Below are 26,145 nucleotides of genomic sequence, written 5' to 3' on the forward strand. Positions count from 1 at the left end.
AGCCCAGAATCATCACGCAGCGTCCGCGTTCGCCCAGCTCACCGTCGAACCCGCCACGTCCACCCGCCTACGTGGTGCAGTCATCGACGCAGCAGTCGAAGACCGTGGCGGGAAGCTGTCCGCGGCGGCCGCTGGCGACCAGCAACACGCCGGTGTGCGCCGTCCGGTCAGCCGCAGCGATCGGAGCCTGCCCAGGACGGTAGGGGGGGTCCTCAGTAGTCGACCAGCGACAGGAACCCCGATGCCGACCACCACCGCACCCGCCGAGCACGCACATGCTTAGCCTGCACGCGGCCCGCGAACTCCACCATGTCAACGCCGCACAGCTGGCCGCCGCCCTCCCGCAATGGAGGCCGTTCGGGCGGGATGAACGCGACGACGTGATCCGCGCCGTGCAGCGATGGCTGGGCGGCAACCGAGCCCAGTACGACACCTGGCAGCAGGCGTGGAATGCGTGGGCGGGTGCCACCCCCGAACGCGCCGGCCTGGTCACCGTGCCCCGGACGCGCTGCCCGGACTGTGGTGGCCGCCGCTACCGTCTCCGTCACGGCCGCCCAGGCGTGTGTGTGACATGCCTGAACGGTGTGCGCCCGGTCCGCACCACCGCCCTGTGGCAGCCCGAACCCGCGTGCGGGCGTGCTACTGCCGCGCCGCCCCCGGAACAGTCGACCCCACAGCTGCCGGCAGTGGGGGACCGTGTGAAGGTCACCGGCGTCCTCCCCGACGATCCGTCGCCGCTGGAGGTAGGCGACGAAGGCACCGTCACCTGGCTGGGGCCAGGAATGGGCATCACACAGATCGGCGTCTGCTGGGACAGCGGGCGCACCCTCATGCTGCTGGCCACCGATCCATTCACGATCGTCAGCGACCACCAGTAGCCTCCCGAACCCCTGGTTCAGGCACCCACGACCAGTGCCTTCACCAGGGAAGACCGCGGAGCTGTCCGCCCGGGGCCTGCCGTCCCGCCGTCCCCAGGCCGGCGGGCGCTGACCTGCACGGTCCACGCCGGCGGTGGACCTCCTAGCTGTCTGCCGCTGCTGCCGCAGCGTGACCGAACACCCGGCAATCGTGAAGTCAGTGCCCACACCAACGGAGGCACCCGACCGCAGAAAGGCTCCCTCATGAGCGCACCCACCACGAACGTCTTCACCGTCACCGTCACCGGAGAATGGAAGGACGGCTACCTGCCGACGACCCGTCACCGCAAACTCCGCTACCGCGACGTCGAGGAATCGGTGAACGTCGACGTCCGATCGGTCACGTCAGCAGAAGCGCCCGTAGCCTTCACCGTCGACGGGAAACCCATCCGCCTCTACGACGGCCGCCTGTACACCCAGCGCAGCGTCCGCAAAGACGAACTGTTCGTCGCCGTGATCCCCGGCAGCAGCGACTTTCCGGCGGACCAGCGGGCACCGGGATACCGGGCGTACGCCGACCGCGCCGCGTTCCTGGCCGCCGCCGACCAGGTAGCTCTCTCGGTGATCATCAACGGCACCGTGTGGGATCGCACCGGAGAACCCTGCTACACCGTCAACACCTTCGGTCTGGGCGGCAACCACGGCGGAACCGGTCTGTCGCCCGACTGCAGTTCCCGGCTGGGCCTGCAGGTCCAGAACGTGTTCCGCGCCGACGACTACGACGCAGCTGTCGACTACGCCACCAAGGTGGCATTGGGCCGCGGGGATACCGACAGTGTCAACCACTTCATGCCGCGCATCGTGGTGCACCTGCCCGAGGCCGTCACCCTGCGCATTCCGCGCGAACACGCCGACGCCGCAAAGCTCCGAGACGACCATCAGTCGGCGGTGCGCCAGTATCGGGACCTCCTGAATCACGGGCCCGCAGCCGAGGAATCGGCGGCCTGGCAGAAGGTGCTCGACACCAGGAAGCAGCTGCTGGCAGTGGCCGCGTCGGCGTGTGTACCCGAGGCGGTAGCCGAAAGCGCCTACACCGCCGCCTGACCCGACCACCGGCGGCCCCACGACCGGGGCCGCCAGTGGCGGCCGTGGTGCGCGCGGCCAGCCCAAGCCGCACTCGAGCTGTCCGCCGCCATCCGCCGCCGGCGCTGCGCGTAGCTATGCGATCAGGCAATACCGGGTGGCCACGACCGCGGTGGTGCCGCACCCCGAATCCGGTTGCCGAGAAAGTGAGGGCACCGCCGAACAAGGGAGCTTCCATGACCGCACCGACCATCGCCACCGGCACCGCCGCCGCGTGGATGATCCGATCCAGTGAGCTGACCGGGCTCGTGGACCGACTGGCGATCCGCCGTGACCTACTGGTCAAGATCACCGACCGCAAGGTCGCCGCCCCCGGCATGTTTGAACCGGCCAAGGCGACAATCACCCTGGACGCAGCTGTCGCGGTGCCAGGCATCGACCCAGGTGCGGTGACCTTCCGCACCAGCACCGACCTCGCCCGGTATCCGGTGCTCGCAGGCATTCTGGCGCACGAGACCTCCCACGCCGATCACAGCTTCTGGGATACAGCGGCCGGTCGGGACTGGTCGTGGATCAAGGCGCTGGAAGAACCGCGCATCGAGACGGTCATGGCTCGACTGAACCCGCAGACCCGACTGTGGATGCAGGCGTCGGTGGCGCACATTCTGGGATCGCAGGCCCCGCAGAATGCTACGGAAGCGGCGCGGCTGCTGATCCTGGTGGGCGGGCGGCTGCTCGGCGGCGTCCTCGACCCAGACCCGGCACTGGACTTGGATGCGGTGTGCGCACCATTCCTGACCGCCGAACAGATCGCAGTGATCGCCACGGCCACGGCGACCGCGGTGGAACTGGCTGACGGGGACACTGCAGGCCTGCAGGCGTGCGCGGCGGCGATCGTCGCCACCCTGACCCCCGACACTGCAGAGCGCGGCGACGAGACCGGCGACGGTGCACCCTCCGACGGGGACGGTACAGGCGGGGACTCCGACAGCCCAGCCAGCGGCACCGCAGGCCAGGGCGGCACCGCCACCAACCCGCAGGCCACACCCGGCGACGGCGCCAGCGACACCGCCTCCGGCGACGCGGGGGACCCCGCGCCCGGTGGCAGCGGTCAGCCCACCGAACTCGGGCACGGCGACTGTGCCAACACCTCGCCAGCCGCCACCGCAGGATCAGGCGGCCAAGGGACCGGACGGCAGGCTGACAGTGCCGACGACGCCGCCACCGCCCTGCTCGACGCACTGCAGAACGCCGCCGACCGAGCCGCCGCCACCATGAAAGCTGCGGCCGGCCTCACCGCGCCCACCGCGACCGCGCAAGCCAAGCACCGTGCCGCCCGCGCCCGCGCCCGCACCATCTCCGCCGCCGCCGCCGACGCCCGCCGCCGCCGCCACAACGTCTCCTTCCGGGCACCCACCGCCGCCGAACGCGCCGCCCGCGAACGCCTACGCGCAGCCCTGCGCAAAGCAGCCGACCGCGGCGTCGACGTCAGCACCGTCGCGCACACCACCCCACCGGGCCAACTCAACATGCGTGGCCTCGTGCACCGGCAAGCCCAACGTGCCACCGGCCAAACTGTCACCGCCACCCCCTGGACCAGCACCCGCCGTCGACGCCGCCCCCAACCGTCGCTGACCGTCGCGATCGCCGCCGACATTTCCCCCTCCCAGGACCACGTCACCGATCCAGTCGGAGTCGCCGCCTGGCTGCTCAACGTCCTCACCCGCGACCGGGGCGGACAAGTCGAAACCGTCACCTGGCACCGCACCGCCGCCCAACTCCCCATCGGGCGGGGCAACGAAATCCCCGTCGCCACCACCGACGGAAACTCACGCGGCCTCCCCGACGCACTGCACGCCCTCGACGGCATGCTGCACCTGACCGCCACCGACGGAGCCCGCCTCGCCGTGGTCATCACCGACGCCGACCTGCCCAACGGCGACGTGATCTGCGGGGAACTGCAACGCTTGCTCGATGCAGGAGTGAAAGTGCTGTGGCTGCTCAGCCAACCCCCTAACAACTACTGCAGATACGTCACCCCACCCGCAGGGGTGACCGTGGCGACCATCACCGACCCGAACACCCTGGCCGACACCATCGCCGCCGCCGCCGTCACCGCACTCACCGACCGGTAGCCGTGCGCCCCGCCCGCAGCCCCGACAGGCTGACGGCGGGGCACCGGCACCGCAGCCGCGCGACCCGGCGAGACGGAAAGAGGCGGCAGGCATACTTCGGGCAACCCGAACAGCCCGCCCAGGAGTCACCCCATGACGATCGCGATGGAACGCCCCACCACCACCAGCATTCGTGGTGGCCGCTACCCGGACCTGCCGTCAGAGCCCCGCGACTGGCGCACCCACGGCCACTGCACAACCTCGACCCTGGAGTTCATTCCCACCATCGAACACGGAGTCAGGATCACCGCCTCCACCGCACGTCTGCGCCAACACTGCACCGGCTGCCCTGTCCAAAAGTGGTGCGCCCTGGAAGCCCTGAAACAGATCAACACCTTCGGCTCCCTCGACGGCGTGTGGGCCGGACAAGCCAGCAGCCTCACCATGAAACTGGCCGCGTTCAACCAGCTCCTACAAACCCTGGGCGCCGTCGCCGAACTCCCCGACACCCACTACCTGGTCCTCCCGGACCGCCTCGCGCGTCGCCGCGCCCACATCAGCACACTGGTCGCGGCCGGCTACACCGCCACCGAGATAGCCCGCCACCTGGGACTGTCCGCAGTGACCGTCGAACGCGACCTGGAAGCGGTCACCACGCCAGCCACCCGCTGACGGACCCTCATGCCAACCATCGCCCGCACCTACCTCGCGCGCAGCGGCCCCAGCCGCCGCGAATACCAGCGCGCCCACTACCGGGCCCGACAACTCGCCGCCCACCCCGTCCTGCCCGCCCCACCGCCACCAGAACCAGCCGACGAAAACACTGAGGTAGGGGAGCTGCACCACCAGTACCTGCACGGCCCGAACCCCGACACCGCAGCCAACTATCTGGCGGCGCTACTGGCCGCCGGCAACCGATTGGCCGCCGCCGCCGACCACGCCGCCGCCCAACGGATCACCGAACTCGACTGCGAACCCGTCGACTATCCGGCAGGCAAAGTCACCGCCGCCCGCACCCTGTTCACCGAACAACAGTCGCGGTGGCTGCAAATCGACCGGCAGGTGCGCCGCGAACTCGGACTGCCCGCCGACCACGAACTGACCGACGAGCAACTGTTCCCCGACCACCTCCCGCTCTCTCACCAGCGGTGGCGCCGCGCCGCCCGCACCGACTACGAATACGCGCGCACCGACTTCCTCGAACTGGCCGCCGCCACCGCCGACCACGACCGGCGCCGCCAGCAACGACACCGGGTGCGCCGCGACAGCTACCTGGACCAGACCGGACCCGTCGACTGGATCGACACCACCCCGTGCCTGCCGGTACCAGCCCGCTGGTCCTGCCCACCCAGCCACTGCGCCGCAGACACCCTCCGCCACGTCCGCGCCACACGACCCGCCATCGGAGCCGCCGTCGACCTGTTCGTCGCTGCCCGCGCCCGCAACCCAGTGGCAGGCCCTGTCCGCAACGACACCGCCACCCTGCTCACCGACGGCGCGCTCGCCGTGTTCACCGGAACCCGCGGCGGCCTCATCGGAGACTGCTACCGCACCTCAGACCTGACACTGCGGGCCCTGATCGTGGGAGTGTGGGCGCTGCTGTGACCCAGACTCGGCGACCGACACGCACCTGAACCTACGATGACCGCATGGCAGCAACCACGGTGACCATTGGAGTAGCCGGCCACGACGGCGCAACTGTGGCCTGGTCGAGAGAAGACCGCGATGACCTCCTCGGGCAAGGCCGATTCGCCGGAACTCCCGCCGTCGTCGACACCGTCGTGGCCGTCCTGACCGCACGCACCCCGATCGTGTTGCCCTCCGGGGTGCGCTGGACATTCCTGCCCGCCCCCGCGTTACGGCCTGACGATGTCGCCGCCGCCATGTACAGCGCCCTGCAGGTCGACGCCGACGTCAGCGACCTCCTCGCCGCCTACCCGACGCTAGGCGGGCAGCCGGTAGAAGGCGCGGGCATTGCCCGCGAACACACCCGGTAACGCCTGCTCCCCGGCCGCTGCGACGACAGCGTCCGCCACCACCGCCACCAAATCGTGGTAGGTCGCCACCGCGGCGTCGATCGGAGAATTGGAACCGAACATGACCCGGTCAGCACCGAACATCGTGATGATCTCCAACAGCGCCGGACCCCACACCTGCCACAACTGCTCCCGCGTCGCTGGCTCGTTGTAACCCAGAATCGGCATCGCGAACCCCGACAGCTTGACCGACACGTTCGGCCGGTCAGCCAACGCCGCCAACTGGTGCAGCCAGCGCCGCCGCAGATCGGCCCGCTCGGTGACTGTCCGCGCCGTCGACTGCCCGCGCGCACCCGCCACACCGACCGGGCACATCCATCAGTGGGATCCGCGGGAAACACCGATGGAGTCCTCGGCGCTGTCTCGGATCTACCAGTTGGCGCCCCGCGTGTTCGGGGCAGGGTTCGCGGTGGCCGTCCCCAAGCCGGATCGCGAGTTCATTCTCACGCCCCGGTTCCTCGCGCAACGGTTTGGTCCTGAACAGTTCGCGGCGCTCTCCGCTGGCGGGGACACCCCGGCGGTGACCTTCGAGGTGACCGACGTGGTGCACGTGCAGGCCACTGTCGACGATCGCCCCGACAGTCACCGGCCGGCAGGCCCGGTCTTCACGCCCAACCACTAGACGCCCAACTCGGCGACCGGCCGAACCTGCTCACCGAAGACCGACGCGAACACCTGCGCCGCCTCCCGCAAACGCCCTCGATCATCGGTCGAGGCGGTCAGCGCCGTGAACGACGCCTGCGCACCGAACTCGAGCATGGTGGCAGCACCCTCCAGGTCCGCCATCTGCGGATACCACGACGGATCGCAGTTGTGCTGGCGGCCGAAGTCGACACCGGAAGTCCGCAGATTCTGGGCGACCCGCAGCAGGCGGCCGTCAATGCCGCGTTCAGCGGCAATGCCGTAGTCGGTGTCGACACGCACATGAATGTTCAGGCGGCGCCGCAGGGCCGCCGACAACGGCCGGATCCCGGTGTCGAGGTCGTTGAGGGTGGCTACCACCATGAATCCTGGTGCCGCAGTGATCGGCGGCAGATCCGGGCGATCGGACAACACCAGCTGCCGGCGCTGATCAACGGTGGGCAGCAGGACGTCGTCAACGTCCTTCGGGGCCCGGTTGATTTCGTCGAACAACAGCACCTTGCCTTCACGCATGGCACGGGTCAGGGGGCCATCAACCCACTGCCATTGGGTGCCGTGTTCGGACGGCACCGGCAGGTACTGCCCGCACAGGGCGGCCACAGTCAGATCAGGATGGCCCTGCACGGACAGGACGTCGTCGCCGAACGCCGCCAGCACCGCGCTGGTCTTGCCGGCACCCGGGGGACCGGACAGGCGAGCGTGCCCCGACATGCGGCGCAGTCGCTGCAGGAACTGCACATCGGGCATGCCGAACAGGGTGCGGGGACGGTAGGTGCGGCCACCACCCATCGGCACCTCGTCGAAGCCGGTAGCTACCTGCACATGGGCGGTGTCGGCGGCGACACCAGCAACCGGGGTTGGGATGTTGGCGTCGAAGTCGGTGGGGGCGGCGTCGAGTTCGCGGACGGCGCGCTCGGCCCGCATCGGCTGCCCCGATGTGGCCGACACCAACTGCAGCAGCTCCTTGACATCGAGCAGGTGCCCGTCGTCGGCGATCTCCACGGGCAGCTGGTAGACGTCCACGGTGCGCGCCCTCAACAGGTCATCGCCGGCTTCCACATCCAGCGAATCCCGCGGATCGAAGTAGGGGGTGTCGAACAGCAGCGCCCGCATGAGGTCGAGACCGACGTCGTAGTCGGTGCGCATCAGTTGGCCACCATCGCCGTAGTGCACCGACACCGGGTCCACAGTCACCATCGTCCACGTGTCGGCCGGCTGATTGCGGTACGCCAGGCGAGGCTGCCCCGAATGCACGGTGGCCGCCACGGACATGAGTTGTCGGATGGTCATGGTTGAGTCTCCTGGGGGAGCGATCGCGATAGTCATGGACACCACCGTCGCAACAGCGGGGATTCGCTGCGGCACACATTTCGTGCTGCCGCGGCTGACGGTGCGCATCGGAGACGATAGCGGGCATGACTACCGACGTGTTCGGGCTCGCTGCGCAGTTGACGGAGCTGGCCGCACACCACAGTGACCGCGGCGACCTCATCGTGCGTGTGGACAACGACTTGGACGGGTACGCCCAGTTCGATCGTCGGACCGCCCAGATCAGTGTCAACGTCAATCAGCTCGTCGGTGACGGGCCGGCCGCCAACCTGTACGAGGGGTCAGTCGCGCCCGCCCAATATCCGGCGCTGCTGGGTGCGCTCGCACACGAAGCCGGTCACGCCGACTACACCCGGCCCCGCCGCATGCCCGCCGCCGTTGAACCGTGGGCGGCGTTGCTGGAGGAACCGCGCATGGAACGCCGCGTCCTCGAACGCAACCCGGAACTGCGGACCGTGCTGGCCGCGTCGGCGGCCACCGTGCTGGGGGAGTCTCTGACCGCGAACCCGATCGCCGCCATGGAACTGCTGATCCTGCTCGGCGGCCGCGCCCTCACCGGAGTGTTCCCGACCTCCCTCGTGCGCGCACCGCTCCAACGGGCACTGACCGCGCTCAGAGACGCCGACCGATCGCGGGTGCAGCAGATCGTGGGACGCGCCGTCGCGCTGGCCGACGACGACCTTGACGCCCTGCAGGACTGTGCGCAGGAACTGGCCCAGATTGCCGCCACCTACGATCAGGACGCCGCGCCCCGCACCGCACCCGGGCATGCGGCACCTACCTCCGAGGACAACGACGACCGCAGCAACCAGGATGAGGCCGCCGCCGCGGACCCCGAACCTGTCACCGGTGACCACCCAGACGAGGTCGTGCAGAAGTTCCCGCCGGCCTACATCGGTGCCGACCCGAAGTTTCTGAGCGCTGCGCTCCCGAACATCGCCGCCACCGACTGGTACACCGTGACCGCCCTCGACCAGAACCAGTCGACCGTGCGTGAGGCCACCGCCGCCGACTACCAGGCGGTCCGCAAGATCGGGTCTTGGGTGGCCGGACATCACCATGACGCCACGGTCACCACGACGGTCGCTGCAGCCAGCCCGCCCGGCGCTCTCCGCATGGCAGAACTGGTCCGCGCCAGCGCTCAACAGGAACTGGGGTTGGCTGTCACCGCACTGCCGTGGCGGCGCCGCCGCACCCTGATCACTCCGACCGTGCCGGTGGACGTGGGGATGATCGTGGACCGATCCCACTCCATGACCTCGTTCATGCCAGCCATCGCCGACGCCACCTGGGTTCTGCACCACGCACTGACCGCGGGCACGGGCAGGTCGCAGTCGTGGGTGTTCGCCGAACGGGCGCACATCTTGCCTGCAACGTCGCCGAGCCACATCCTCACCCCGACCGCCGAGGGCACCACCATCGCCATGCTGCCGGCGTTGCTGGACTACCGGCGGTGGGCGAGACCGCACGGCTCGGCACGACTGCTCGTGGTGATCTCCGACGGCGGACTGTACGGCGACCCGGTTCGTGAGGAACTGGCCCGACTGCACGACGAAGGGGTGATGGTCGTCGGATTGGCGCCGGGCCCACAGTTCACTGCCGCCTTGGCCAACCATCTACCCGACCGCGCCCCGATAGGTGTGGTCGGTGCCGACCTGCTCGGGCAGCTGGCAGAGCTGATCGTGACCGCCCGCAGCTAAGAGGCGTCCTCGTCGACGACGTTGCTGTCGATGTAGTCGGCCATCCGCACGATGCTCTGCGCGAAGTAGTCGAGGTGGTTGAGCCACCGGTCACGGGTCTGGAACCCGGCCGGGAACGGCAACCCGCGCACCTCCACCTGGTAGATCGTGTTCTCGAACACTTCGGCGGCCTCACGCAGCCACTGCGAGTGCGCCACCACGTACCAGGGTTCGACGCCCTCGAGTGCGACCTCGGCGCGTTGCTCCTGAGTCATCAGCACCATGTGCACGAACGGATACTGCTGCAGGAACATCAACTCCCACAGGCTCGCCTCGGTGGCATCCGCTGACCGTGGGGGCAGCGACTGCATGCGCGCCGCCATCAACGAAGCGATCACGTTGGACAACGTGGATCCGACAGCGCCGATGGTTTCGATGTCGATGACCGCGGTCGCACGGCCAGCAGCCCATTCCGGGGTGGGATAGTCGAAAGTCGTCATACGGGCAGTATGGTCACCGACCCTTTCCGTCTCGGGCTCGGAAGATGCCGTTCCTACAGTGAAGGCCGTGCACCTTCGTCGCCCCGCTGCTGTCGCTGTCGCTGCCGTCGTGGTGGCCGCCGTGTGCGCATGCACCCCCGCCGGCGGCGCCACCCCTACGGCCGCACCGTCGGCGAAGGCCACCGACCCGCCGCCGCCGCGCCTGATCACCGTTCGCCTCGACGTCAGCGGTGTCGGGCGCGGCAACATCCGGTTCAGCAGCGACCGCGGAACCCTCATTGCCCGTGACATCGTGCTGACCGGCTGGCGGTACGAGTACCTCAGCCGACCCAGTACCCCGATCGTGCTGGAAGTGCAGCAGTCGGCCACCTCCACCGCTGACTGCGCCGTTCACATCAACGGTCGCCTGCACGTCTCGGTCGGCGGCAGTAGTCCGTCCTGCTCCGTGCAGACCACCTAGCAGCGAAAGGCCTGTACCTGTGCGTGACCTGCAACTGTGCTCCTCCGATCCGGCCGACCTGGACGCCGCGCGCGCAGCCCTGGGCACAGTCGACAACCTTCGCGGCATGCACCACCGCGTCACCGTGAGCTCCTACAGTCGCTCACGGCGCCCCCAGATCCGCACCCTGCCGGTGGTCACCGACCATGCCGGCCACATCGACGTGCGAGCCACCGCCGGCACCTACCGGTACCTGATCGTCGGGGACGGCACCGTCGAACTGCACGTCACCTCCGCCGCCGGCACCCTCATCGACATCGTCGAACCGTGCCAGGTCACCGTCAACGCCGCCGACCACACCGCAGTCGACATCAACGTCTACGCCGGCACCCTCACCCTCACCGCCGCCGACACCGCCACCGGGCTGGTCGCTGTCGCCCGCACCGCGGACTGCATTGCACGCAGCACCGGCGGCATGACCATCCGCCGACAAAGCAGATTCGGGGCCCTCGTGATCGTGCCGCCCGAGCTGACCAGTGAACTCTGCGCCCGCGCACGAGCCCTGCACCAGGGCGTGCACCACCGATCAGGACAGGACCCGTCATGACCACGACCACCCCCCACGCCTCCACCTCCGGCGCCATCGCCGAAGCGGCAACCCTCGTCGCGGACACCGCCACCTGGCTGCGGTCCGATCAAGCCGCCGTCATGCGGCAACTCCCCGAACAGCAGTCGGCCTACTCGTGGTGGATGTCCACCGGCCGGGAACAGGTCGACTCGGTGGTGGCAGTGCCGGAATGGATCGCCCACTTCTACGGTGAAACCGTCACCACCGACCCGGTCCGGCACGGGCTGTCGCCCGCCGCGACCGCGGTCGCGCAGCTGCTCGCCGTACGCGCCGACGAGCTGGCGGCCGCCCCGATCTACCTCATCGAGGACCCCACCGTCGTGGCGGTGCTGGTCACGTTGACCGCGTCCAGCTACTACACCGAACCGGACGGCCTGTGGCCGGCGGCCACCCCCAACGGGACAGTGCTGTTCTCGGCGATCCCGCTACGGCAGCACACCGCGCCCGGCAGCGAGGTGGTGTGCCGCGACAACGGCCCCGAACTTCGCGGCCTGACCTGGTTCAGTCGGGACCGGCAGGTACGGGTCAACGACTGGATTCAGGTGGGCCTGGACCGTAGCGGTGTCTCCGACGTCGACCGGATCGTCGCCGAGCACGCCGACAGCTGGCCCGGCATGGTCAACAACGGGGAATGGTCGCAGCCGATCACCGACCACGGCCCGGCGACTGTCAGCCGTGGCCGCCTCCACGCGGCCACCGTCGAACTCGCCGAGAAGGGGACACCACTGTGGGATCTCGGTGAACTGCAGGACCCGGACACCTTGCTGGTTCCACGGTTGGCGGCAGTGGCCGCCGACGCCTTCGCTGCCGGCCTATTCGATCTGGTCGAGCACCAGGTCCCGGCAGGGACCGGACACAGGTTCGGGCGGCGTGCGCGTTCCCGACGCTCACGGACGGTGACGACAGTGCACCGCGCCACCAGCTGACCGGCGTGCCGCAGACACCGCGAACCTGCACTTACCGTCAGGGACCGCCCACCGCATTCTTTATCGGAAGGAACCCACACTGATGCGTTCGCCTCGACGTACTGCTCTGGCCCTCGTGCTCGCTACGGCCACCGTGCTCACCGGCACCAGCTGCGCGGCCCTGGACATCGACTTGTCACCGGTCACCCCGAAACCTGCGGCCCAGCACGATCCGCTCACCCCGGTCGACGCCCGCGACGCGTTGGCCGACCTGGAGACGTTGGCGGTGAAAGGCCGAGCCCCTAAGACCGGCTACTCGAGGTCGCAGTTCGGGCGGGCCTGGACCGACGACGTGGACGTCGAAGGCGGCGGCAACTCGTGCTCGACGCGCGACGACCTCTTGGCCATCCAACTGTCGAATGTGCAGCTGCGGCCGGGAACGTGCGTCGTGGTTGCGGGCACACTCGATGACCCGTACTCCGGCGACACCATCGAGTACCGGCGTGGCCGCGGTTCCCTGGTCGACCTGGACCACGTCGTCGCCCTTGGTGACGCATGGCAGAAGGGCGCGCAACAGTTGACCCTCCGTGAACGCACCAATCTCGCCAATGATCCGATCAACTTGCTCGCGGTGTCGGCCTCAGAAAACCGACGTAAGAAGGACTCCGATACGGCGTCATGGATTCCCCCGAACAAGACCTTCAGGTGCCAGTACGTTTCGATGCAGATCGCAGTGAAGAAGCGGTACCGACTGTGGGTGACCAAAGCCGAGAAAGCGGCCATGACGAACATCCTCAACCGCTGCTGACCGCCCGCCACAGGCGCCGGGAAGGGCAGCGGGGCACACCTACAGCGGGGTGTGGCCGTGCAGTGTTCGGAGCCGCTCCTGCTCGGCCGAGTAACCGCGCATCCACATCAACGCCAAGAACTTTCCCCGCTCAGAACGGTCACCGACGTAAGGGCAGCGCCCCAACGTCACCCCCGCATGGACCGCGGCCGCGCCCTCGGACTGGGCGCGAATGATGTCCGCGAGTGGAGCCGGATGTCCACCGCGGCTCACTGCCACCTTCGCGGCGGCGACACGATCAGACAAGAACGGCATGGGTGGCATTGTTGAAGCTCTCGATCTTGGAATCGTCGTAGTCGACGCCGCGCAGACGCAGCGCCTTGAACCGTGCAAAGGGCATGTGGCCGCCGTGGGCGCCCAGGAACCCGAGGAACTCTTCACTGCCGTAGGCCTGCGCCCGCTTCGCGTTCCCTGACAGCAACGTGAACGGGTCCACCCCCAACGCTTGCCCCCGCGCATTGAGCATGTGCCCGCGAGTGTGGTCCTCAATCGCCAAATACCGTTCGAAAGTGAACTCGTGGTAGTCCTGCTTGAGTTCCCGCTCAGTGGGCCGACCAGGGATTCGCTTCGGCATTCCAGCACGCAGCTGCGGATCAGTCACCACGGTGGCGTGATACCGCCGGTACTGGGTGGGCGACATGTTCTCGTACGACCAGTCGATCCGCTCCTCGATGCGTGCCTGCAGCTGCGGGTCGTCGATCGGGGACTCGGTGCGTTCAAGCATGCGCCGATCCATTTCGGTCTCAACGAGCGCTCGCAGTTGCGGGTCCACGTGCGCATCAAGCCAGGTGTCCTTCAGTAGCTCGTCGGACAGTTCCTCGGGCTCGTGGAGGCGATCGACCAAAGTCTTGTAGGAGGTGAACGGGAAGTCGTCGGAGTCCACGTCGGTGCGGGCATGCATGTCCCGCCGCGACCATTCCCGTTCGATCAATTCCTGCCCGAACGGGTCATTGGTGCGCGCCTGCCACAACGCTTCCAGCTCGTCGTCGCCCATGGACGTCAGCGCGAACGAATCCAACGGTTCAGGACGGACCGGATCAGCCGGCGGCGGCGCGGTCGCTGACCGTGTGTTGATGTCCTCAATCGCCGCCACCAGGTTGTCCATGGCCCGCTCAGTGCCAGCAGCATCCCCGTCCGCCTCAGCGGTCGCCAGTCGGCGCTCCCACCGGGCCATACGTTGCACGGCGGAGGCCAACAGCCGGCGCACCGGGTCTCGGTGGGAAGGGCAACGCAAATCGTGCTTGTCGCCGCACTTTCTCGATCGACACATGGGGTTGAGATACCTCGTGGAGTAGAGCTGGCTTCGAATGATCGAATGTTAACCACTGGTCGTCGCCTGCCAGCCGATCTCGGATCTGGCCCGTCGCTGCCGCAGTCCAATCCCCGGGACTGCCAGGCTGATACCGACCGTCGAACACGAGAGAAGGAAACCTCGATGTCCACAGCAGGTGCACGCCTCCAGGAGTTGCCGAGCCGGTTCTGGGCGTCCGTCTCCGACGCCATCGACACCTGGTCGGAATCGGCCACGGTGGTCATCACCGCCCGCGCCGACACCATCACGGTGACCGCCACCGGACCGGACGCGAAACTGACCGTCACCCGCCCCGCCAAGTGGGACAGCCCAGCCCCGGACGCGGCAGCCGCCCTCAGCACCCGACACCTACGCGGGAAGCTGCGGCTGCACCCCGCCGACGGCTGGTCCACCGGCGGCGAACTCATGCTGACACCGGCCCGGCAGGCGGCGGCAGCGAAAACACCGACCCGCACCACGCCGGTACCGGCCGACGGTTTCGCGCACCAACTGGCCGCGTTCTCCTCAGCGCCGGACGCGTCCGCAGTGCAACTGGGCGTCACCACCACCGACTGTGTGGTTGCCGCGTACTCGCCGGTGTTCACTGCACTGGCCTCCACCGCCGACGACCCCGCAGTGGCCGCCGCCAAGGTCGCCGAGACGGTGACCTTGCCACCTCAGATCGCCGCCGCGCTGGCCAAGATCGTGACCGCCGAAGAACGTGCCAACATCGACCTCGCGGTGTGGCGTCACCGCAATCAGCTGCACCTGAGCGTGGTCAGCCCCAGCCAGGTCGCCACCTGGACCATCCCGGACACACCCCAGCGGCCGTGGCCACAGAAACCGGTCCTACCTACCCGGCCGCATGACCTGATCGTCAACTCGCTGGCACAGTGGCGTGAACAGCCCGCCAACCGTGCCGCCATGACCGGCCCAACCTACCCAGCGGTGCATCTACGTCTCGACGGCGAACCGGCCAGCCAGGTGCTGCGGGTGTACTCCAAACTGCTCGGCGTCACCGTCGAGTTGGCGCTGCCGGCGGCCACTTCAGACCGCTTCGAGTTGGACCTGAGCTGGCCGGGGTGGACCACACTGCTGGCACCAGCCGGTGACACCGTCACCCTCCGCTACTTCGACCCCAACCCGACCCTGACCTACCTGACGGCCACCTACAGTCACGCCGGGTTCCGAGGATTCAGCACAGTCGCCGCCACCCGCCCCGATCGGCGTCTGCAGAAGCTGGACTAGCGCGTCACCGGCCCGCTGCTGCGCGGTCGACGGCGCATACGAACGAACTCACCGAACCGTCGTCCCGTACGCGAGTGATTCTGATTCCCTGGTGGACTGTCTGCGCCATCGGGTAGATCAAACACTATGAGTCTGCGATCACCTGGAACGATCGCTGGTGTAGAAGCACTGCTCGCCCATCGAGCCGACTACCCAACGACGGCAGCCTGCCTGCACCCGGACTGCATCAATGAATGCTCGTACCCCAGAAAAACACGAGGACGCAGACCGCTGTTCTGCTCCAAGCGGTGCTCCACCGACTACTCACAACGACGCACCGGGCTGATCACAGAACTGGCTGCAATCGACGCGGCTCTCAGCGACACCGGCCCACGCTCATATCTTGCGACACAACTGCGTCAGCAACGCGCGCACGCCTGCTGGCACCTTGCCCGCTACGGCGGCGACCCCCAGGCCGGCTCACGCATGGGCGGGTGACTGACCACACCACGCGCGCTGAGCTCAGGGGACCGGACCTTTCGGCGAGCCGATGCCTACCCGCCCAACCCGACCGCCTATCGTGGTGACCGCATTAGGCTTATCCCCTGCGGGGGTCGGCCATCTGAGAATGCGGCGACGAGGGAGACATTGGTGAGCGCACGGCGCCAGCCGCGGCTAATGCCGTGGCGAGATCCTCTCCCCAACCCCGGCCCCGTCATGGTCTTCGACATCGACGGTGTTGTGGCGACGATGAAGAAATGGGAGCACCTCCTCGGAGACAAGTTCAGCCTCGCGGGATGGGCCGAGTTTCAGAAGCACTACGGTCATGCCGCACCGATAGCGCGCGGCGCCCGGCTCGTCGACGACGCCATCGACGCAGGCCTGCAGATCGTGTGGTCGACAACCCGCCCGGACACGGCCGCTGCCGCCACCTGGCAGTGGCTGCAGCAGAATCGACTGCCACTCGGCCCGATCATGACCCGCCACCGAATCAAGGACGGAACCCGGCCGGCGGTGGAAGTGAAGCTGCGCCAGTGGTACTGGTGGCTCGACAAGTACGGCGACGTCAACCCCATCGCAGCCTGGGTCGACGACGAGAACTCAGCCCTCAGTGCCCTGCGCTGGAATGGTTGCCCCGCCTGGCACCCCATGCACCTGCAACGCACCCTGATGCGCAACAAGGACGAACCGATGATGGTCACGCTAATGAACCGCGTGACACCGTCGGCCGACAAGCTGGCCGAAAACCTGTCCGCCCACCGCCCGACATGGGATCTACGGGACAACGCGTTCCAGCAGAAGCGAGCCAAGTGGTGGGTCGAGGAGCAGGCGCGCATGAAGGTGGCACGGGAGGCGCAGCGTCGCCGTCAGGCCGCCGGCCGCGCCGAAGCCGACCGCCGTCGCCGCGGCCGCTGAACGGCGGCTGACTTCTCGGCCGCAGCCTGAAAGGCCCCGCTCGTAGGGTGCTGGTGTGAAGATCCCCGATCAGTTCGTCGCCGAACTCCGCGACCGGCTGCCCATCGTGGACGTCATCGGCGACTACGTGGACCTCAAACCGGAGGGCGCCGACCGGCACGTCGGCCTTTGCCCGTTCCACTCCGAACGCACCGGGTCGTTCAAGGTGCGCGGCGACTATCAGCGATACCGCTGCTACGGGTGCGGGGAATCCGGCGACGTCATCGACTTCCTCCGCCAAGTCGAGGGCCTGGAGTTTCGGGAAGCGATCGAACAGCTCGCCGCCAAAGCAGGCCTGCCCATCCCAGCTCAAACCGCCGCCGACGAACCCGACCGGGACCGCATGCGGGCCGTGCGTGAGGTCCTCACCGAAGCGCACTCCCTGTTCCAGCAGTGGCTCATCCATCCGTCCGCCGAACCGGCCCGCACCTACCTCACCGACCGGTGCTTCGACCTGGAGCACCGCGACGCCTGGGAACTGGGCTACAACCCGCCCGGCAACCAGCTGCTGGCAGCCCTCACCGAACGCGGCTACGACCGGGCCCTGCTCAGCGACGCCGGACTGGTCAAGCAGTCACAGCGGGGCACCCCGTACGACGTGTTCGGCGGACGACTGATCTGGCCGCTCCACGACAAGGGCGGCCGCCTGGTCGGGTTCGCCGGCCGCGCCTTGGACGAGAACGCGCGAGGCAAGTTCATCAACTCCGAAGACTCGCCGATCTACCACAAACGCAACACCCTGTTCGGGCTGTGGCGGGCCCGCAAAGACGTCCTCGCCCGCCGCGCCGTCATCGTGGTCGAGGGCTACACCGACGTGATGGCGTTGGCGGCAGCCGGACATCCCAACACCGTCGCCACCTGCGGAACCGCCGTCACCGCCGAACATGCGGCACTGCTGGCCGGGAGAGTCGGCGACCAAGGCCAGATCGTGGCCGGCTTCGACAACGACGCCGCCGGCCGGGCCGGGGCGTGGGCACTGTTCCTGGCCTGCCAAGAGTTCACCACCCAGATCACCGCCCTGGACTATCGGGCGTACGGGCAGAAAGCTGACGCCTGCGATGTGCGCCGCTACGGCGGCGACACAGCCTTGACCAAGATCGCCGCCAGCCCGGTGTCGGTGCTGCAGATCCTCGTCGACGCCGACACCGACCTGGGCCCGACACCCACCCCCGAACAGGTCGCGTTGGCCGCCCACCATGTACGTGACCGTCTCCGGCAGGTGCAGTCCCCGATCCTGCGGGGCCGCTACCTCGAATACGCCGCCCACCGGCTGAACGTGACCGTCGCCGAACTGGGCGGGCAGGACCGCGCCGCGACCACACCGCCGGTGGTGACCGTCGCCGCCGCCGCACTCGACGATGACCCGAACATCGTGGCCGCCACCCTCATCGAGGACCCCACCACCTACGAGCCCGCACTGGCCGCTGTCGGCGGCACCACGTTGACCGACCTACTCGACGCCGACGCCGCCAGCATGGTGGAGATCTCATGGTCGGGCTACCCGGACGGTCGGCCCCGCACCGGGGAGGACGCGGGCATCTGGGCCGACTTCATGGCTGACGTCGTCCCCGCCGACCAGCACCCCCGGCTGTGGGCGATCGCGTTCGCCACCCCCAACCCGGCCGCCGTCGCCGAGCTGGTGGTGCGGGCGCGACGCCTGCAGTTGGCGGCCATCATCGACGACGCCCGCACCGACCCGGCCCGCAACGCCGAGTACATGACCGCCTACCGGCAACTGCGGGCACTGCGGGAGAACTAACGGCCTACTGCGATGCACTTGGGGCACGCCGCCCCTGTCGCGGACCCACAGCAGTCGGTTACGTTTCGAGCAACGTATAGACGGTGATATTGGGCCGCTCGTCACGTGGGCCGTCGGATTCACGGCGGAGCCAGGGTACGGTCGGTGTCGCGTACGCGCGCACTTGCTCGATCTCTCGCAGATACGGGGCCTGCTCTGGACGCATCAAGTCAGTAGCCATCTCAGCGAGATCTCCCACCTCGGTCATCGGGCCCACTAGGGCGTTCGGTGCGTCACCGTCGCCGGGTGCGTCACCGTCGCCGGGTGCGCCACCACCGCCGGGTGCGCCACCACCGCCGCCGCCGGGTGCGCCACCACCGCCGCCGCCGGGTGCACCACCACCACCGCCGCCGGGTGCACCACCACCGGGTGCACCACCAACGCCGGGTCCGACACCGCCGCCGGGGAACAGGTCGGAGAGTCGGCGGCCTATGCCGAAGCGAAGATCCGCGGCGCTGTAACCGGGACTGGCCGACAAGGACAGGTACTGGGTGGCCTCGTTTTTGGGCCGGGCGCTGTTGAAGATCTGCTGGACGCGCCTCGCGGGAACGACAGTGGCCCCGAATTGCGTGCGCGATGTCGGGGAGCCCCACGATGCCGGCCATGGAGGCAACGCGATAGGAACTGTTGTGGGCCAGGGGTCACCGATATAGAAACAGTAGAACGGATGGGCGCCAACATTCGTGGCCTCCCTGATCAATCGAGGCATCTGCCTCCCGTGATCTTGATTTAGGTGACTGAACCGCAGTGCCGGCGTATTGGATGGTTTAGCGATTCGATCGAGGATCTTAGCTTGAATGCGGTAGAAAAGGTATCTGGGTTGGCCGGGAATGTTAGGAAGTTGCACAACCCACTCCCAATCTGCACCGGTGACGGTCTCTTTGGTCGCGTCGTAGGTGACACCGGAAAAAACTCCGCCGTGCCCGCCCCGCGTCGAAGCGAGCGCCCCCTGGATGGTTCTCAAGTGAAGGCGATCGGTTACCCCGACCTCACCGAACGGGACCAGCCTCGTTGCGCGGGCAGACGTGACATCGCGCCAGATCTCCTCTGAGTACGTGTCCAGGAATTTGCGCATCTGTGAATACGGCATGCACCGAGTATGCAGTACCGACGGTCGATACTGGCGTCACTGTCCGCAGAGTCGCATGTCCGCCGACAAGCCGAGAATGGAAGCTGCCCGGCGGTATCCGCCTATCCCGTCCAATCAAAATCGACCCGAGGAAAGGTGGGTAGGCGGTCGACGACTGATCGTGCCGCACAGTAATCGTGTGGCTCTTTAGCGTCGGCGGTACGTCGCAGCAACTACCGCCAGGAGGAAACCATGACGTACCCGGCAACGAACCGATTCGGTGGCCGCGCATCCGTTGTTCCCGTCGCTCCCGCCCAACCGGCCCCGGACGACACGGACCCCGATCAGATCGAACTGGCCGTCGCCGACGACCAGGCACCCGACCCGCAGCAGGATCGGCCGGCCCCGCCCACCGACAGCGTGCCCGCCGACAAGCCGGTCGCGCAGCAGCTGCCGGACGTGTCGGCAGACGAGCCGACGGCCGAGTCAACGCGGCGCGCCCCGGAGGCCGAGCCCGTCACGCCGGAGCCCGAGCAGCAGGCCGCGGGGCCGGAAGCGGCCGCCGAAGCCAACGCGGCGCCGCCGGCCAAGCCGAAACGAGCCACGACCGGCACCACCCGCCGCACCCGCAAGCCTGCCGCCACCAAGGACGACTGCACCCTCGTCGTCATCCGCGACGGGCAGGTCATGGTCAGCGACCAGGACGCCGTCATCGTCGACCTCGACGCCGCCAGCGCCGACAGCACCGACGCCGCCGCCATCGTCACCCTGATCGCCTCGCTCAAGCCCACCGCCGACACCGCGGTCCGCGACACCGCGCTCGCCGCCCTCAAGGACCTCGTCGCCGACAAGGCCCTGGCCTGACCCGCCCGCCGACCGCAGGCACCTCTTGCACGAGAACCGCCCCCTGCCTCCCACAACGACGGGAGACAGGGGGCGGTTCGGCATCCCGCACGGGTTCTCGGAGTCCCTGTACACCTGCAGCGCCGACGTGTCGGCGGGAACGGAAGAACCGGCTGGCACAATAGCCCGCACACTGCCGCCAGGGAGATAAGGACACCACCTCATGCTCGACAAGATCCGTGACCTCACCGACCGGATCCCGCGACCCGGCGAACTCGACGCGCGCGGCCGGATATTCGCCGGCGTCGCCGGCATAGCTGTCCTGGCGGTCGTTGTCGTGCTGGCCCTGTGGGGGGCGGGCGTGTTCGGCGGCAGCTCCAGCACCGAAGCGGAGGAAGGCGACGGCCTGCCGTACGGGATGGGTGTCGTCGAGTGCGGATACCTCAACGAGGATCCGACCGACGTGGAGTACGAACTCGGCGCTGCGTTGAGCGGCGGAGAGAAGGGGTTGCCCTACAAGGGGTCTCCCGGCGGTGTCGTCGACTTCGTGGACGATGAAACAAGGATCGTGACGATCTGGCTGTGCATGGAGCCCGATGCGACGCAGGAACAGATCACCGATGTCTCCACGGTCATGGCCCGCAACATCAAGGCGAACTTCGCCGACCAGGCCGACATCGATGCCCTCGTGGTGCGCTACCTCGGGACCGGTGGTCTCCCGCTCAAGGATCTGACCACCTACTGGCAGGAGCAGACGTTCAGCTCCGATGTGCCGGTCGCTGACCAGCGGTCGGCGTGGGAATGGGACGACGACCCCAGCAATCCCTCCTAGACGAAACTGCGAAGGCGCGCCATCCACAGGGTGGCGCGCCTTCTGCGTTGCCGGGCCTGATGCGGTACGAGCCGAGGGTCAGGTGGTGCCGACCCGGGTAGGGGAGTAGTTGGGAGCCTGTCCGATGACGGTGCCTGCAGCGTGATGCGAAAGTGGCGGCCACCCGGTCGGGTGGCCGCCACTATCCGTGTGAGAAGAGCTGCTAGCGCAGGCCTGCCGCGCGGGCGAGGACGCTGAACCATTCAGCGACCCAGTTCAACGAGCCGGTGTTCCCCGAGATCTTGAGTGACGGGTACAGGACGTGCGCGTTGGCCTTCCAATACTGCGGGTTCGTCACCATCTCGATCAGACCGGTGTTGTCCTCGATCAGACCCTGCATCATGGCGTTCGCCGCGTCCGGGTACTTCTGGACATCGAGCGGGCTGGTCATCCCGGCACCCTCGAAAGCGGCGGTCACCCGGCCGAGGAGCTTCCCCAGTCCGGTGTTGTCCATCGTCGTCTGCGGTGCCGTCGACAGCGACCGCAGCAGCTCAGGAACATCAGCGATCTGGGAGAAGATCTCCGGCATAGCGTCGGGGAGCTTCGCGACACCGTCTGCGACCAGAGCAGCGCCACCAGGCTGCTGCGCGGCGAGCATGCCCGCACCGGCAGCGAGGTTGATCAAGGCCTGCAGCGTGTCGGCGCTGAGCTTGGACTTCGGCATCCCGGTGATGTCGGAGATGCTGTTCAACCCCTGCAGAGCCAGGAGACCGCCCATGCGGGTGGCGCCTTCCTCCGATGCCATGTCCGGGAAGTTCAGCGACAGGTTCTTGGCGAACTTCACCAAGTCCTGGGCCAGCTCCGAGTTCTCCGGCAGGGAGCAGACAATGTCGCCGGGAACGCACAGCGACACCACGCGACCCTTGAGCGCACCGAAATCGGCGTCCCGCTTACCTTCCAGCCCGCCGCCAGCGACAGCCTTCTGAGTGATCGGCGAGACATTCGCCTTCTCACCGGAACTGCCCGTGTCGCCCACGGTCTGCGTTGTGCCCCCGTTGCTGGTGAGCAGGTTCGTCAGATCGTTCGCGAGGCCGCCGTCCGCGTCGGAATCGGTGGTGGGCGAATCGTCCTCGTCGCCGCCCGCCAAGGCCGGGGCAGACGTGGTTGCACCCGCCGCGCCAGGCGAGGTGCCCGAGTCGTCGGTGCCGGCCGAATCATCGTCGGACCCACTGTCAGCCGGTGCGCCATCGTCGGCGGGCGTCCCCGAGTCATCGTCAGCGGGCGTGTCGTCGTCGGCCGGGGTACCCGAGTCATCGTCGGCCGGGGCCGAGGAATCGTCGTCTGATCCGCTGTCCGCGGGTGCGTCATCGTCGGCAGGTGCGTCGGAGTCGTCGTCTGCGGGAGCGTCGTCGTCCTCGCCGGCTGCGGCGGGCGCGTCGTCGTCGGCAGGCTCATCGTCTGCCTTCGGCTTCTGGCCTCCGGCGCACTCCACAGCGGTCTTGTCCCCGCACTTGGCGTCGACATCCTTCTGCGCGTTCGGCAGATCCTCGATCTTGTAGTCGAGCGTGATCCGACCCTGCTCGACGTTGTCCTTGACCGGGGACAGCAGTGCCGTCAGCGCCTCATTGGACAGTGCGTACTTCGGCCTCCCGGCCCGCGTGTACTGGTCCCGGCATTCGACGTATGTGCCCTTGCAGGACTCCTCGCCGTAGTTGTACAGGCCGGTGACAATCTCCATGCGCTTGCGGTTCTCATCGCCAGTGCGGCCCCACACCCAGCCTTGGCCCAGCATGGCCGTCGCGGTCTTCTCGTCCTTCGGCTTGGTCTCTGCGCCCGTGGTGGTGTTGATCATGGTGGCGACACCATCGGGCTTGGTCGGACTGACCTTCCGTCCGATCGACGCGATGCGGACATCGTCGAGCTTCTTCACCGCGGCGACGACCTCTGCGGTAGCCCACAGATGGCCGTCCTTGCGGAGATCAGCGGCCTTGCCCTTCGGATCGACAGGCTCGGCAGGACTCGGGGCGCCCCAGTCGAGAGCCGTCGGCGGCTGGCCAGGCAGTGTCGCACTGGCCGTCGGATAGATCGGTTTGATCATCTTGGTGACCCCGGCCGGCGGTTGATCGCTGTCCGGGCCGCTGATCCTGGTCATGATGATCGAACACGTCCGCGCCGACAGGTCCTTGCAACCGTAGGTGCGCAGTGCCGGATCCAGGGCGAGCTTCTGCTTGCTGTCTGCGGCAGTGACCAGAATGTTCGCGTCCCAGTCCGGTTTCGCTGCGGCGTAAGCGCCCTTGGAGTCCTTCACGAGCTGCTGCAGCTGCATGTGAGTGAGCTGTTCACTCTTCCTTCCTGCACCAGATCCATCGGGAGTATGGAAGGCCAGGCACCCTTCCGGTGACCACTCGCCGTTCGGGGCGACAGTCTCGGTAGCGCCGTTAACGGGGGTGCCGCAGCCGCCGTACCAGTAGAGTTCGCCGACCAACTTCTGCCGCTTGGCTTTATCGTCGTTGTTCAGCGGATCGTTGGGTGCGGTATAGCCTTCGCGGTACTCGAGGCGACCGGTGTCGTAGTAGCTCTGGAATGCCTTGTAGGTTGCTACAGCCCAGGCGGCACATTTTTGGGCGTCGGCGTCGGGGTAGAAACCCTTGATCTGCTTAGCCAGCCCGGCGTCGTCCTGCTTGAGGTCTACGTGATTGTTTCCCTTGCCGGCGCCAGTGCCGCGGTCCCAGGCCTTGGCGAGCGTTTCCCCGCCTGGTTCGAGTTTCCCGTCAGGAGCCGATTCCTTCATCTTCTCGATCAGGCCGTCGTCTGGGGCGCAGAAGCTGGGGTCTGAACCGTCGATGATTCGATCCTTCATCTGATCGAACAGCGTCGTAATCGGTTGACTCGTACCGGAGTCGTCCTTGTACCCGGTGACCGCCGCGAGGATAGGCGCGATCTTGGATTCGGCCTTGTTGGTGTTGTTGTCGATCCGGCGGCCGGGCAGCGTGTCCACATCCCGCCCCTCGTACTCCTGAGTCCGGTTCGCCATAGTCTTGACCTTCGAGGCGCACGCTGACTGCTGATTCTCCAAGCAGCTGTCGATCAAATTGTCGGCCGGTCGCACGTACGACTTGTTCTTGACCAAGGCGTCACGGGTGCTCGTCAGCTCAGCGGACGCGGTGAACAGACCGGTCGCCTTCTCGTTGTTCGGGAGGCCGTACACGTAGTTGCCGCGGCACCATGCCAACGTCTTGTCCTTGCACTTATCCCATCCGTTGAGGAACAGGTCGTCGACGACCTTGCGGCGGTCCTCCTTCTGCGCGGGGGTGCGACCGTACACCCAGCCGCCCTTGGTCTTGTCGGTGAAGTCGCCGATCGTTTTCAGTTCCGACAGCTGCACCCATTCCTGGGTGTCCTTGTTGCCGATACTGGTCGCACCCTCGGGGGGTGCAGGCTTGTCGTTGTCGGTGGGCTTCACGTTCTGCAGATCATCGAACGCCGACACCAGTCCGGACTGTGGGCCGTCAACCGGCACGATCACGGCGCCGCGGGAACCGTCGTAGCTGCCGGCCAGTCCGGGGCTCGTCGGGCCTGGGGCGATCGAGGTTGTCGGCGCATCCGGTTCGACGCTGGGATCATCGGTGGTGAACGGGGCCGGTTCCGACGTCGTCGTCGCTGGTGCCTGCGTGGGCTGCGGTTGGCCGGCCAGCCCGGTCGTGCGGTCACCGCCGGCGAGCTTCTTCGTCAGCTCGTTGAGACCGGGGACGCCGCCACTGAGCAGGTTCCCGACGCCGTTGGTGACATCCATCTGCAGCTGCGCGAACGACGGATCGTTGGCGAGCTGGCCGACGACGTTAGCCAGAAACGCTGGCATGTCGGGGCGGTTCTGGGTGGTGTCGGCGATGACGTTGGAGTTCGGGGTGCGCTGCGGGTCTGAAACCAAGACGACACCGCCGATGCGGGCAGGGTTGACGGGGGTGCGTTTCTGGCCGATCGCTGTCGCTGCGCTACCGGCGATGGCGGCGCCCTGCGAGTAGCCGCCGATGATGATGCTGGCCTTCTGGCAGCGTGTGGCGACGTCGGTGACGGTCGCCAACGTCTTCTTGAGGCCGCGGTCGACGGAGGTCTTGTAGCTGGTGCCGTTGACGCCGGCGTCGGCGTCGTAGTTGACCATGGTGGCCACGAACTTGTTGCCCAACTGCTTGGACAGGGGATCGGTGATCTTGGAGAGCATGCCGATCGGTTTGTTCGTCGGATCGTCGCGGTTGATCTCGAAGGTGCCGGGCACCCCGATGAACACGAACGGGGCGCACGCGGGACGGGTGGACTGCTCCACGGCCGGGGCGTTCGCGAACTGTTTGCGCACACCGCCGGTCGGGACGGCAGGCAGGTTGAGGTTGGTGCGGCCGTCAGCGCCGAGCTTGAAGTCTTTGCCGCCGGTGAGCTGTCCAGCGCCGGGCAGTTCCATCAGGGAGGGCAGCCCGGGCAGTGTCGCGGCAGGTTCTGCGTGGGCGGGCGCGGCGAGAAGGCTCAGTCCCAGGGCCGCGGACGCTGCGACAGCTGTTCCGCGGCGGAGCCTGGATACAACGGGGTCGGGGCGAGAACGC

Annotated in this window: 24 protein-coding genes and 1 pseudogene; 17 read left to right on the top strand and 8 right to left on the bottom strand. The window is 67.7% G+C overall.

Annotation, left to right across the window (positions count from 1 at the left end; all coding sequences use genetic code 11):
* Positions 1-275 precede the first annotated feature (275 nt).
* The 6 genes from ACFFJD_RS01655 (at position 276) to ACFFJD_RS01680 (ending at position 6,051) form a co-directional block, all read left to right on the top strand.
* The gene (locus ACFFJD_RS01655; RefSeq protein ID WP_382359957.1) at positions 276-878 is read left to right on the top strand and encodes a hypothetical protein; all 603 of its coding nucleotides are present in this window, start codon (positions 276-278) and stop codon (positions 876-878) included.
* A gap of 243 nt (positions 879-1,121) precedes the next feature.
* The gene (locus ACFFJD_RS01660) at positions 1,122-1,961 is read left to right on the top strand and encodes a DUF8359 domain-containing protein (RefSeq protein ID WP_382359960.1); all 840 of its coding nucleotides are present in this window, start codon (positions 1,122-1,124) and stop codon (positions 1,959-1,961) included.
* A 215-nt stretch (positions 1,962-2,176) separates the two neighbouring features.
* A complete protein-coding gene (locus ACFFJD_RS01665; RefSeq protein ID WP_382359963.1) occupies positions 2,177-4,075 on the top strand; it encodes a hypothetical protein in 1,899 nt (632 codons plus the stop codon).
* Between the two features lie 132 nt (positions 4,076-4,207).
* Complete coding sequence (locus ACFFJD_RS01670; protein ID WP_382359966.1) at positions 4,208-4,726, top strand: WhiB family transcriptional regulator; 519 nt, start codon at positions 4,208-4,210, stop codon at positions 4,724-4,726.
* 9 nt (positions 4,727-4,735) lie between these two features.
* Complete coding sequence (locus ACFFJD_RS01675) at positions 4,736-5,659, top strand: hypothetical protein (RefSeq protein WP_382359969.1); 924 nt, start codon at positions 4,736-4,738, stop codon at positions 5,657-5,659.
* A gap of 44 nt (positions 5,660-5,703) precedes the next feature.
* Complete coding sequence (locus ACFFJD_RS01680) at positions 5,704-6,051, top strand: hypothetical protein (protein ID WP_382359972.1); 348 nt, start codon at positions 5,704-5,706, stop codon at positions 6,049-6,051.
* Here the strand turns inward: ACFFJD_RS01680 and ACFFJD_RS01685 are convergent.
* A complete protein-coding gene (locus ACFFJD_RS01685; RefSeq protein WP_382359975.1) occupies positions 5,998-6,405 on the bottom strand; it encodes an amidohydrolase family protein in 408 nt (135 codons plus the stop codon). The two genes, ACFFJD_RS01680 and ACFFJD_RS01685, sit on opposite strands and share 54 nt — an antisense overlap.
* Before the next feature lie 28 nt (positions 6,406-6,433).
* Here ACFFJD_RS01685 and ACFFJD_RS01690 point away from each other — a divergent pair, with 28 nt between their 5' ends.
* Positions 6,434-6,712, top strand: coding sequence for a hypothetical protein (locus ACFFJD_RS01690; protein ID WP_382359978.1), 279 nt, complete (start codon positions 6,434-6,436; stop codon positions 6,710-6,712).
* On the opposite strand, the gene ACFFJD_RS01695 is transcribed toward ACFFJD_RS01690, so the two are convergent.
* Positions 6,709-8,022 (bottom strand): ATP-binding protein, encoded by a 1,314-nt coding sequence (locus ACFFJD_RS01695; RefSeq protein ID WP_382359981.1) that lies wholly within the window; start codon positions 8,020-8,022, stop codon positions 6,709-6,711. The two genes, ACFFJD_RS01690 and ACFFJD_RS01695, sit on opposite strands and share 4 nt — an antisense overlap.
* Positions 8,023-8,147: 125 nt before the next feature.
* Between ACFFJD_RS01695 and ACFFJD_RS01700 the strand changes: the two genes are divergently transcribed.
* Positions 8,148-9,761 carry a hypothetical protein gene (locus ACFFJD_RS01700; protein ID WP_382359984.1) on the top strand — a complete coding sequence of 538 codons (1,614 nt, stop codon included), beginning with the start codon at positions 8,148-8,150 and terminating at the stop codon, positions 9,759-9,761.
* Here ACFFJD_RS01700 and ACFFJD_RS01705 read toward each other — a convergent pair.
* On the bottom strand, positions 9,758-10,240 hold the full coding sequence (locus ACFFJD_RS01705) for a hypothetical protein (RefSeq protein WP_382359986.1): 483 nt from the start codon (positions 10,238-10,240) through the stop codon (positions 9,758-9,760). The two genes, ACFFJD_RS01700 and ACFFJD_RS01705, sit on opposite strands and share 4 nt — an antisense overlap.
* A 67-nt stretch (positions 10,241-10,307) precedes the next feature.
* On the opposite strand from ACFFJD_RS01705, the gene ACFFJD_RS01710 reads away from it, so the two are divergent.
* The 4 genes from ACFFJD_RS01710 (at position 10,308) to ACFFJD_RS01725 (ending at position 13,020) form a co-directional block, all read left to right on the top strand.
* The gene (locus ACFFJD_RS01710) at positions 10,308-10,700 is read left to right on the top strand and encodes a hypothetical protein (protein ID WP_382359989.1); all 393 of its coding nucleotides are present in this window, start codon (positions 10,308-10,310) and stop codon (positions 10,698-10,700) included.
* Positions 10,701-10,719: 19 nt separating this feature from the next.
* The gene (locus tag ACFFJD_RS01715) at positions 10,720-11,286 is read left to right on the top strand and encodes a hypothetical protein (protein WP_382359992.1); all 567 of its coding nucleotides are present in this window, start codon (positions 10,720-10,722) and stop codon (positions 11,284-11,286) included.
* Positions 11,283-12,233 (top strand): hypothetical protein, encoded by a 951-nt coding sequence (locus ACFFJD_RS01720; protein ID WP_382359995.1) that lies wholly within the window; start codon positions 11,283-11,285, stop codon positions 12,231-12,233. Before ACFFJD_RS01715 ends, ACFFJD_RS01720 begins: the two co-directional genes overlap by 4 nt.
* 82 nt (positions 12,234-12,315) lie before the next feature.
* A complete protein-coding gene (locus tag ACFFJD_RS01725) occupies positions 12,316-13,020 on the top strand; it encodes an HNH endonuclease family protein (RefSeq protein ID WP_382359998.1) in 705 nt (234 codons plus the stop codon).
* Positions 13,021-13,059: 39 nt separating this feature from the next.
* On the opposite strand, the gene ACFFJD_RS01730 is transcribed toward ACFFJD_RS01725, so the two are convergent.
* Positions 13,060-13,314, bottom strand: coding sequence for an Rmf/CrpP family protein (locus tag ACFFJD_RS01730; RefSeq protein WP_382360001.1), 255 nt, complete (start codon positions 13,312-13,314; stop codon positions 13,060-13,062).
* Positions 13,298-14,164 carry a hypothetical protein gene (locus ACFFJD_RS01735; RefSeq protein ID WP_382360004.1) on the bottom strand — a complete coding sequence of 289 codons (867 nt, stop codon included), beginning with the start codon at positions 14,162-14,164 and terminating at the stop codon, positions 13,298-13,300. Before ACFFJD_RS01735 ends, ACFFJD_RS01730 begins: the two co-directional genes overlap by 17 nt.
* 330 nt (positions 14,165-14,494) lie before the next feature.
* Here ACFFJD_RS01735 and ACFFJD_RS01740 point away from each other — a divergent pair, with 330 nt between their 5' ends.
* The 3 genes from ACFFJD_RS01740 to dnaG all read left to right on the top strand — a co-directional run bounded on the left by ACFFJD_RS01740 (position 14,495) and on the right by dnaG (position 18,791).
* Positions 14,495-15,598 (top strand): hypothetical protein, encoded by a 1,104-nt coding sequence (locus ACFFJD_RS01740; protein ID WP_382360007.1) that lies wholly within the window; start codon positions 14,495-14,497, stop codon positions 15,596-15,598.
* A 630-nt stretch (positions 15,599-16,228) separates the two neighbouring features.
* Entirely contained in the window at positions 16,229-16,993 is a 765-nt protein-coding gene (locus ACFFJD_RS01745) for an HAD family hydrolase (RefSeq protein WP_382360010.1), read from the top strand.
* A gap of 55 nt (positions 16,994-17,048) precedes the next feature.
* On the top strand, positions 17,049-18,791 hold the full coding sequence (dnaG, locus tag ACFFJD_RS01750) for a DNA primase (RefSeq protein WP_382360013.1): 1,743 nt from the start codon (positions 17,049-17,051) through the stop codon (positions 18,789-18,791).
* A 255-nt stretch (positions 18,792-19,046) separates the two neighbouring features.
* On the opposite strand, the gene ACFFJD_RS01755 is transcribed toward dnaG, so the two are convergent.
* Both ACFFJD_RS01755 and ACFFJD_RS17620 read right to left on the bottom strand, forming a co-directional pair.
* The gene (locus tag ACFFJD_RS01755; RefSeq protein WP_382360016.1) at positions 19,047-19,226 is read right to left on the bottom strand and encodes a hypothetical protein; all 180 of its coding nucleotides are present in this window, start codon (positions 19,224-19,226) and stop codon (positions 19,047-19,049) included.
* Between the two features lie 97 nt (positions 19,227-19,323).
* Positions 19,324-19,920: pseudogene (locus ACFFJD_RS17620) on the bottom strand (DUF6615 family protein); the annotation flags it as partial.
* Positions 19,921-20,151: 231 nt separating this feature from the next.
* Between ACFFJD_RS17620 and ACFFJD_RS01760 the strand changes: the two are divergent.
* Together ACFFJD_RS01760 and ACFFJD_RS01765 are read left to right on the top strand one after the other, a co-directional pair.
* Entirely contained in the window at positions 20,152-20,763 is a 612-nt protein-coding gene (locus ACFFJD_RS01760; protein ID WP_382360019.1) for a hypothetical protein, read from the top strand.
* 202 nt (positions 20,764-20,965) lie between these two features.
* Positions 20,966-21,574, top strand: a complete 609-nt coding sequence (locus ACFFJD_RS01765) for a hypothetical protein (protein ID WP_382360022.1) — start codon at positions 20,966-20,968, stop codon at positions 21,572-21,574.
* A 202-nt stretch (positions 21,575-21,776) separates the two neighbouring features.
* Here ACFFJD_RS01765 and ACFFJD_RS01770 read toward each other — a convergent pair whose 3' ends face one another.
* On the bottom strand, positions 21,777-26,006 hold the full coding sequence (locus tag ACFFJD_RS01770; protein WP_382360024.1) for a cutinase family protein: 4,230 nt from the start codon (positions 26,004-26,006) through the stop codon (positions 21,777-21,779).
* Positions 26,007-26,145 lie beyond the last annotated feature (139 nt).

Source organism: Gordonia phosphorivorans (genome assembly GCF_042432625.1).
GTDB classification, from domain to species: Bacteria; Actinomycetota; Actinomycetes; order Mycobacteriales; family Mycobacteriaceae; genus Gordonia; species Gordonia phosphorivorans.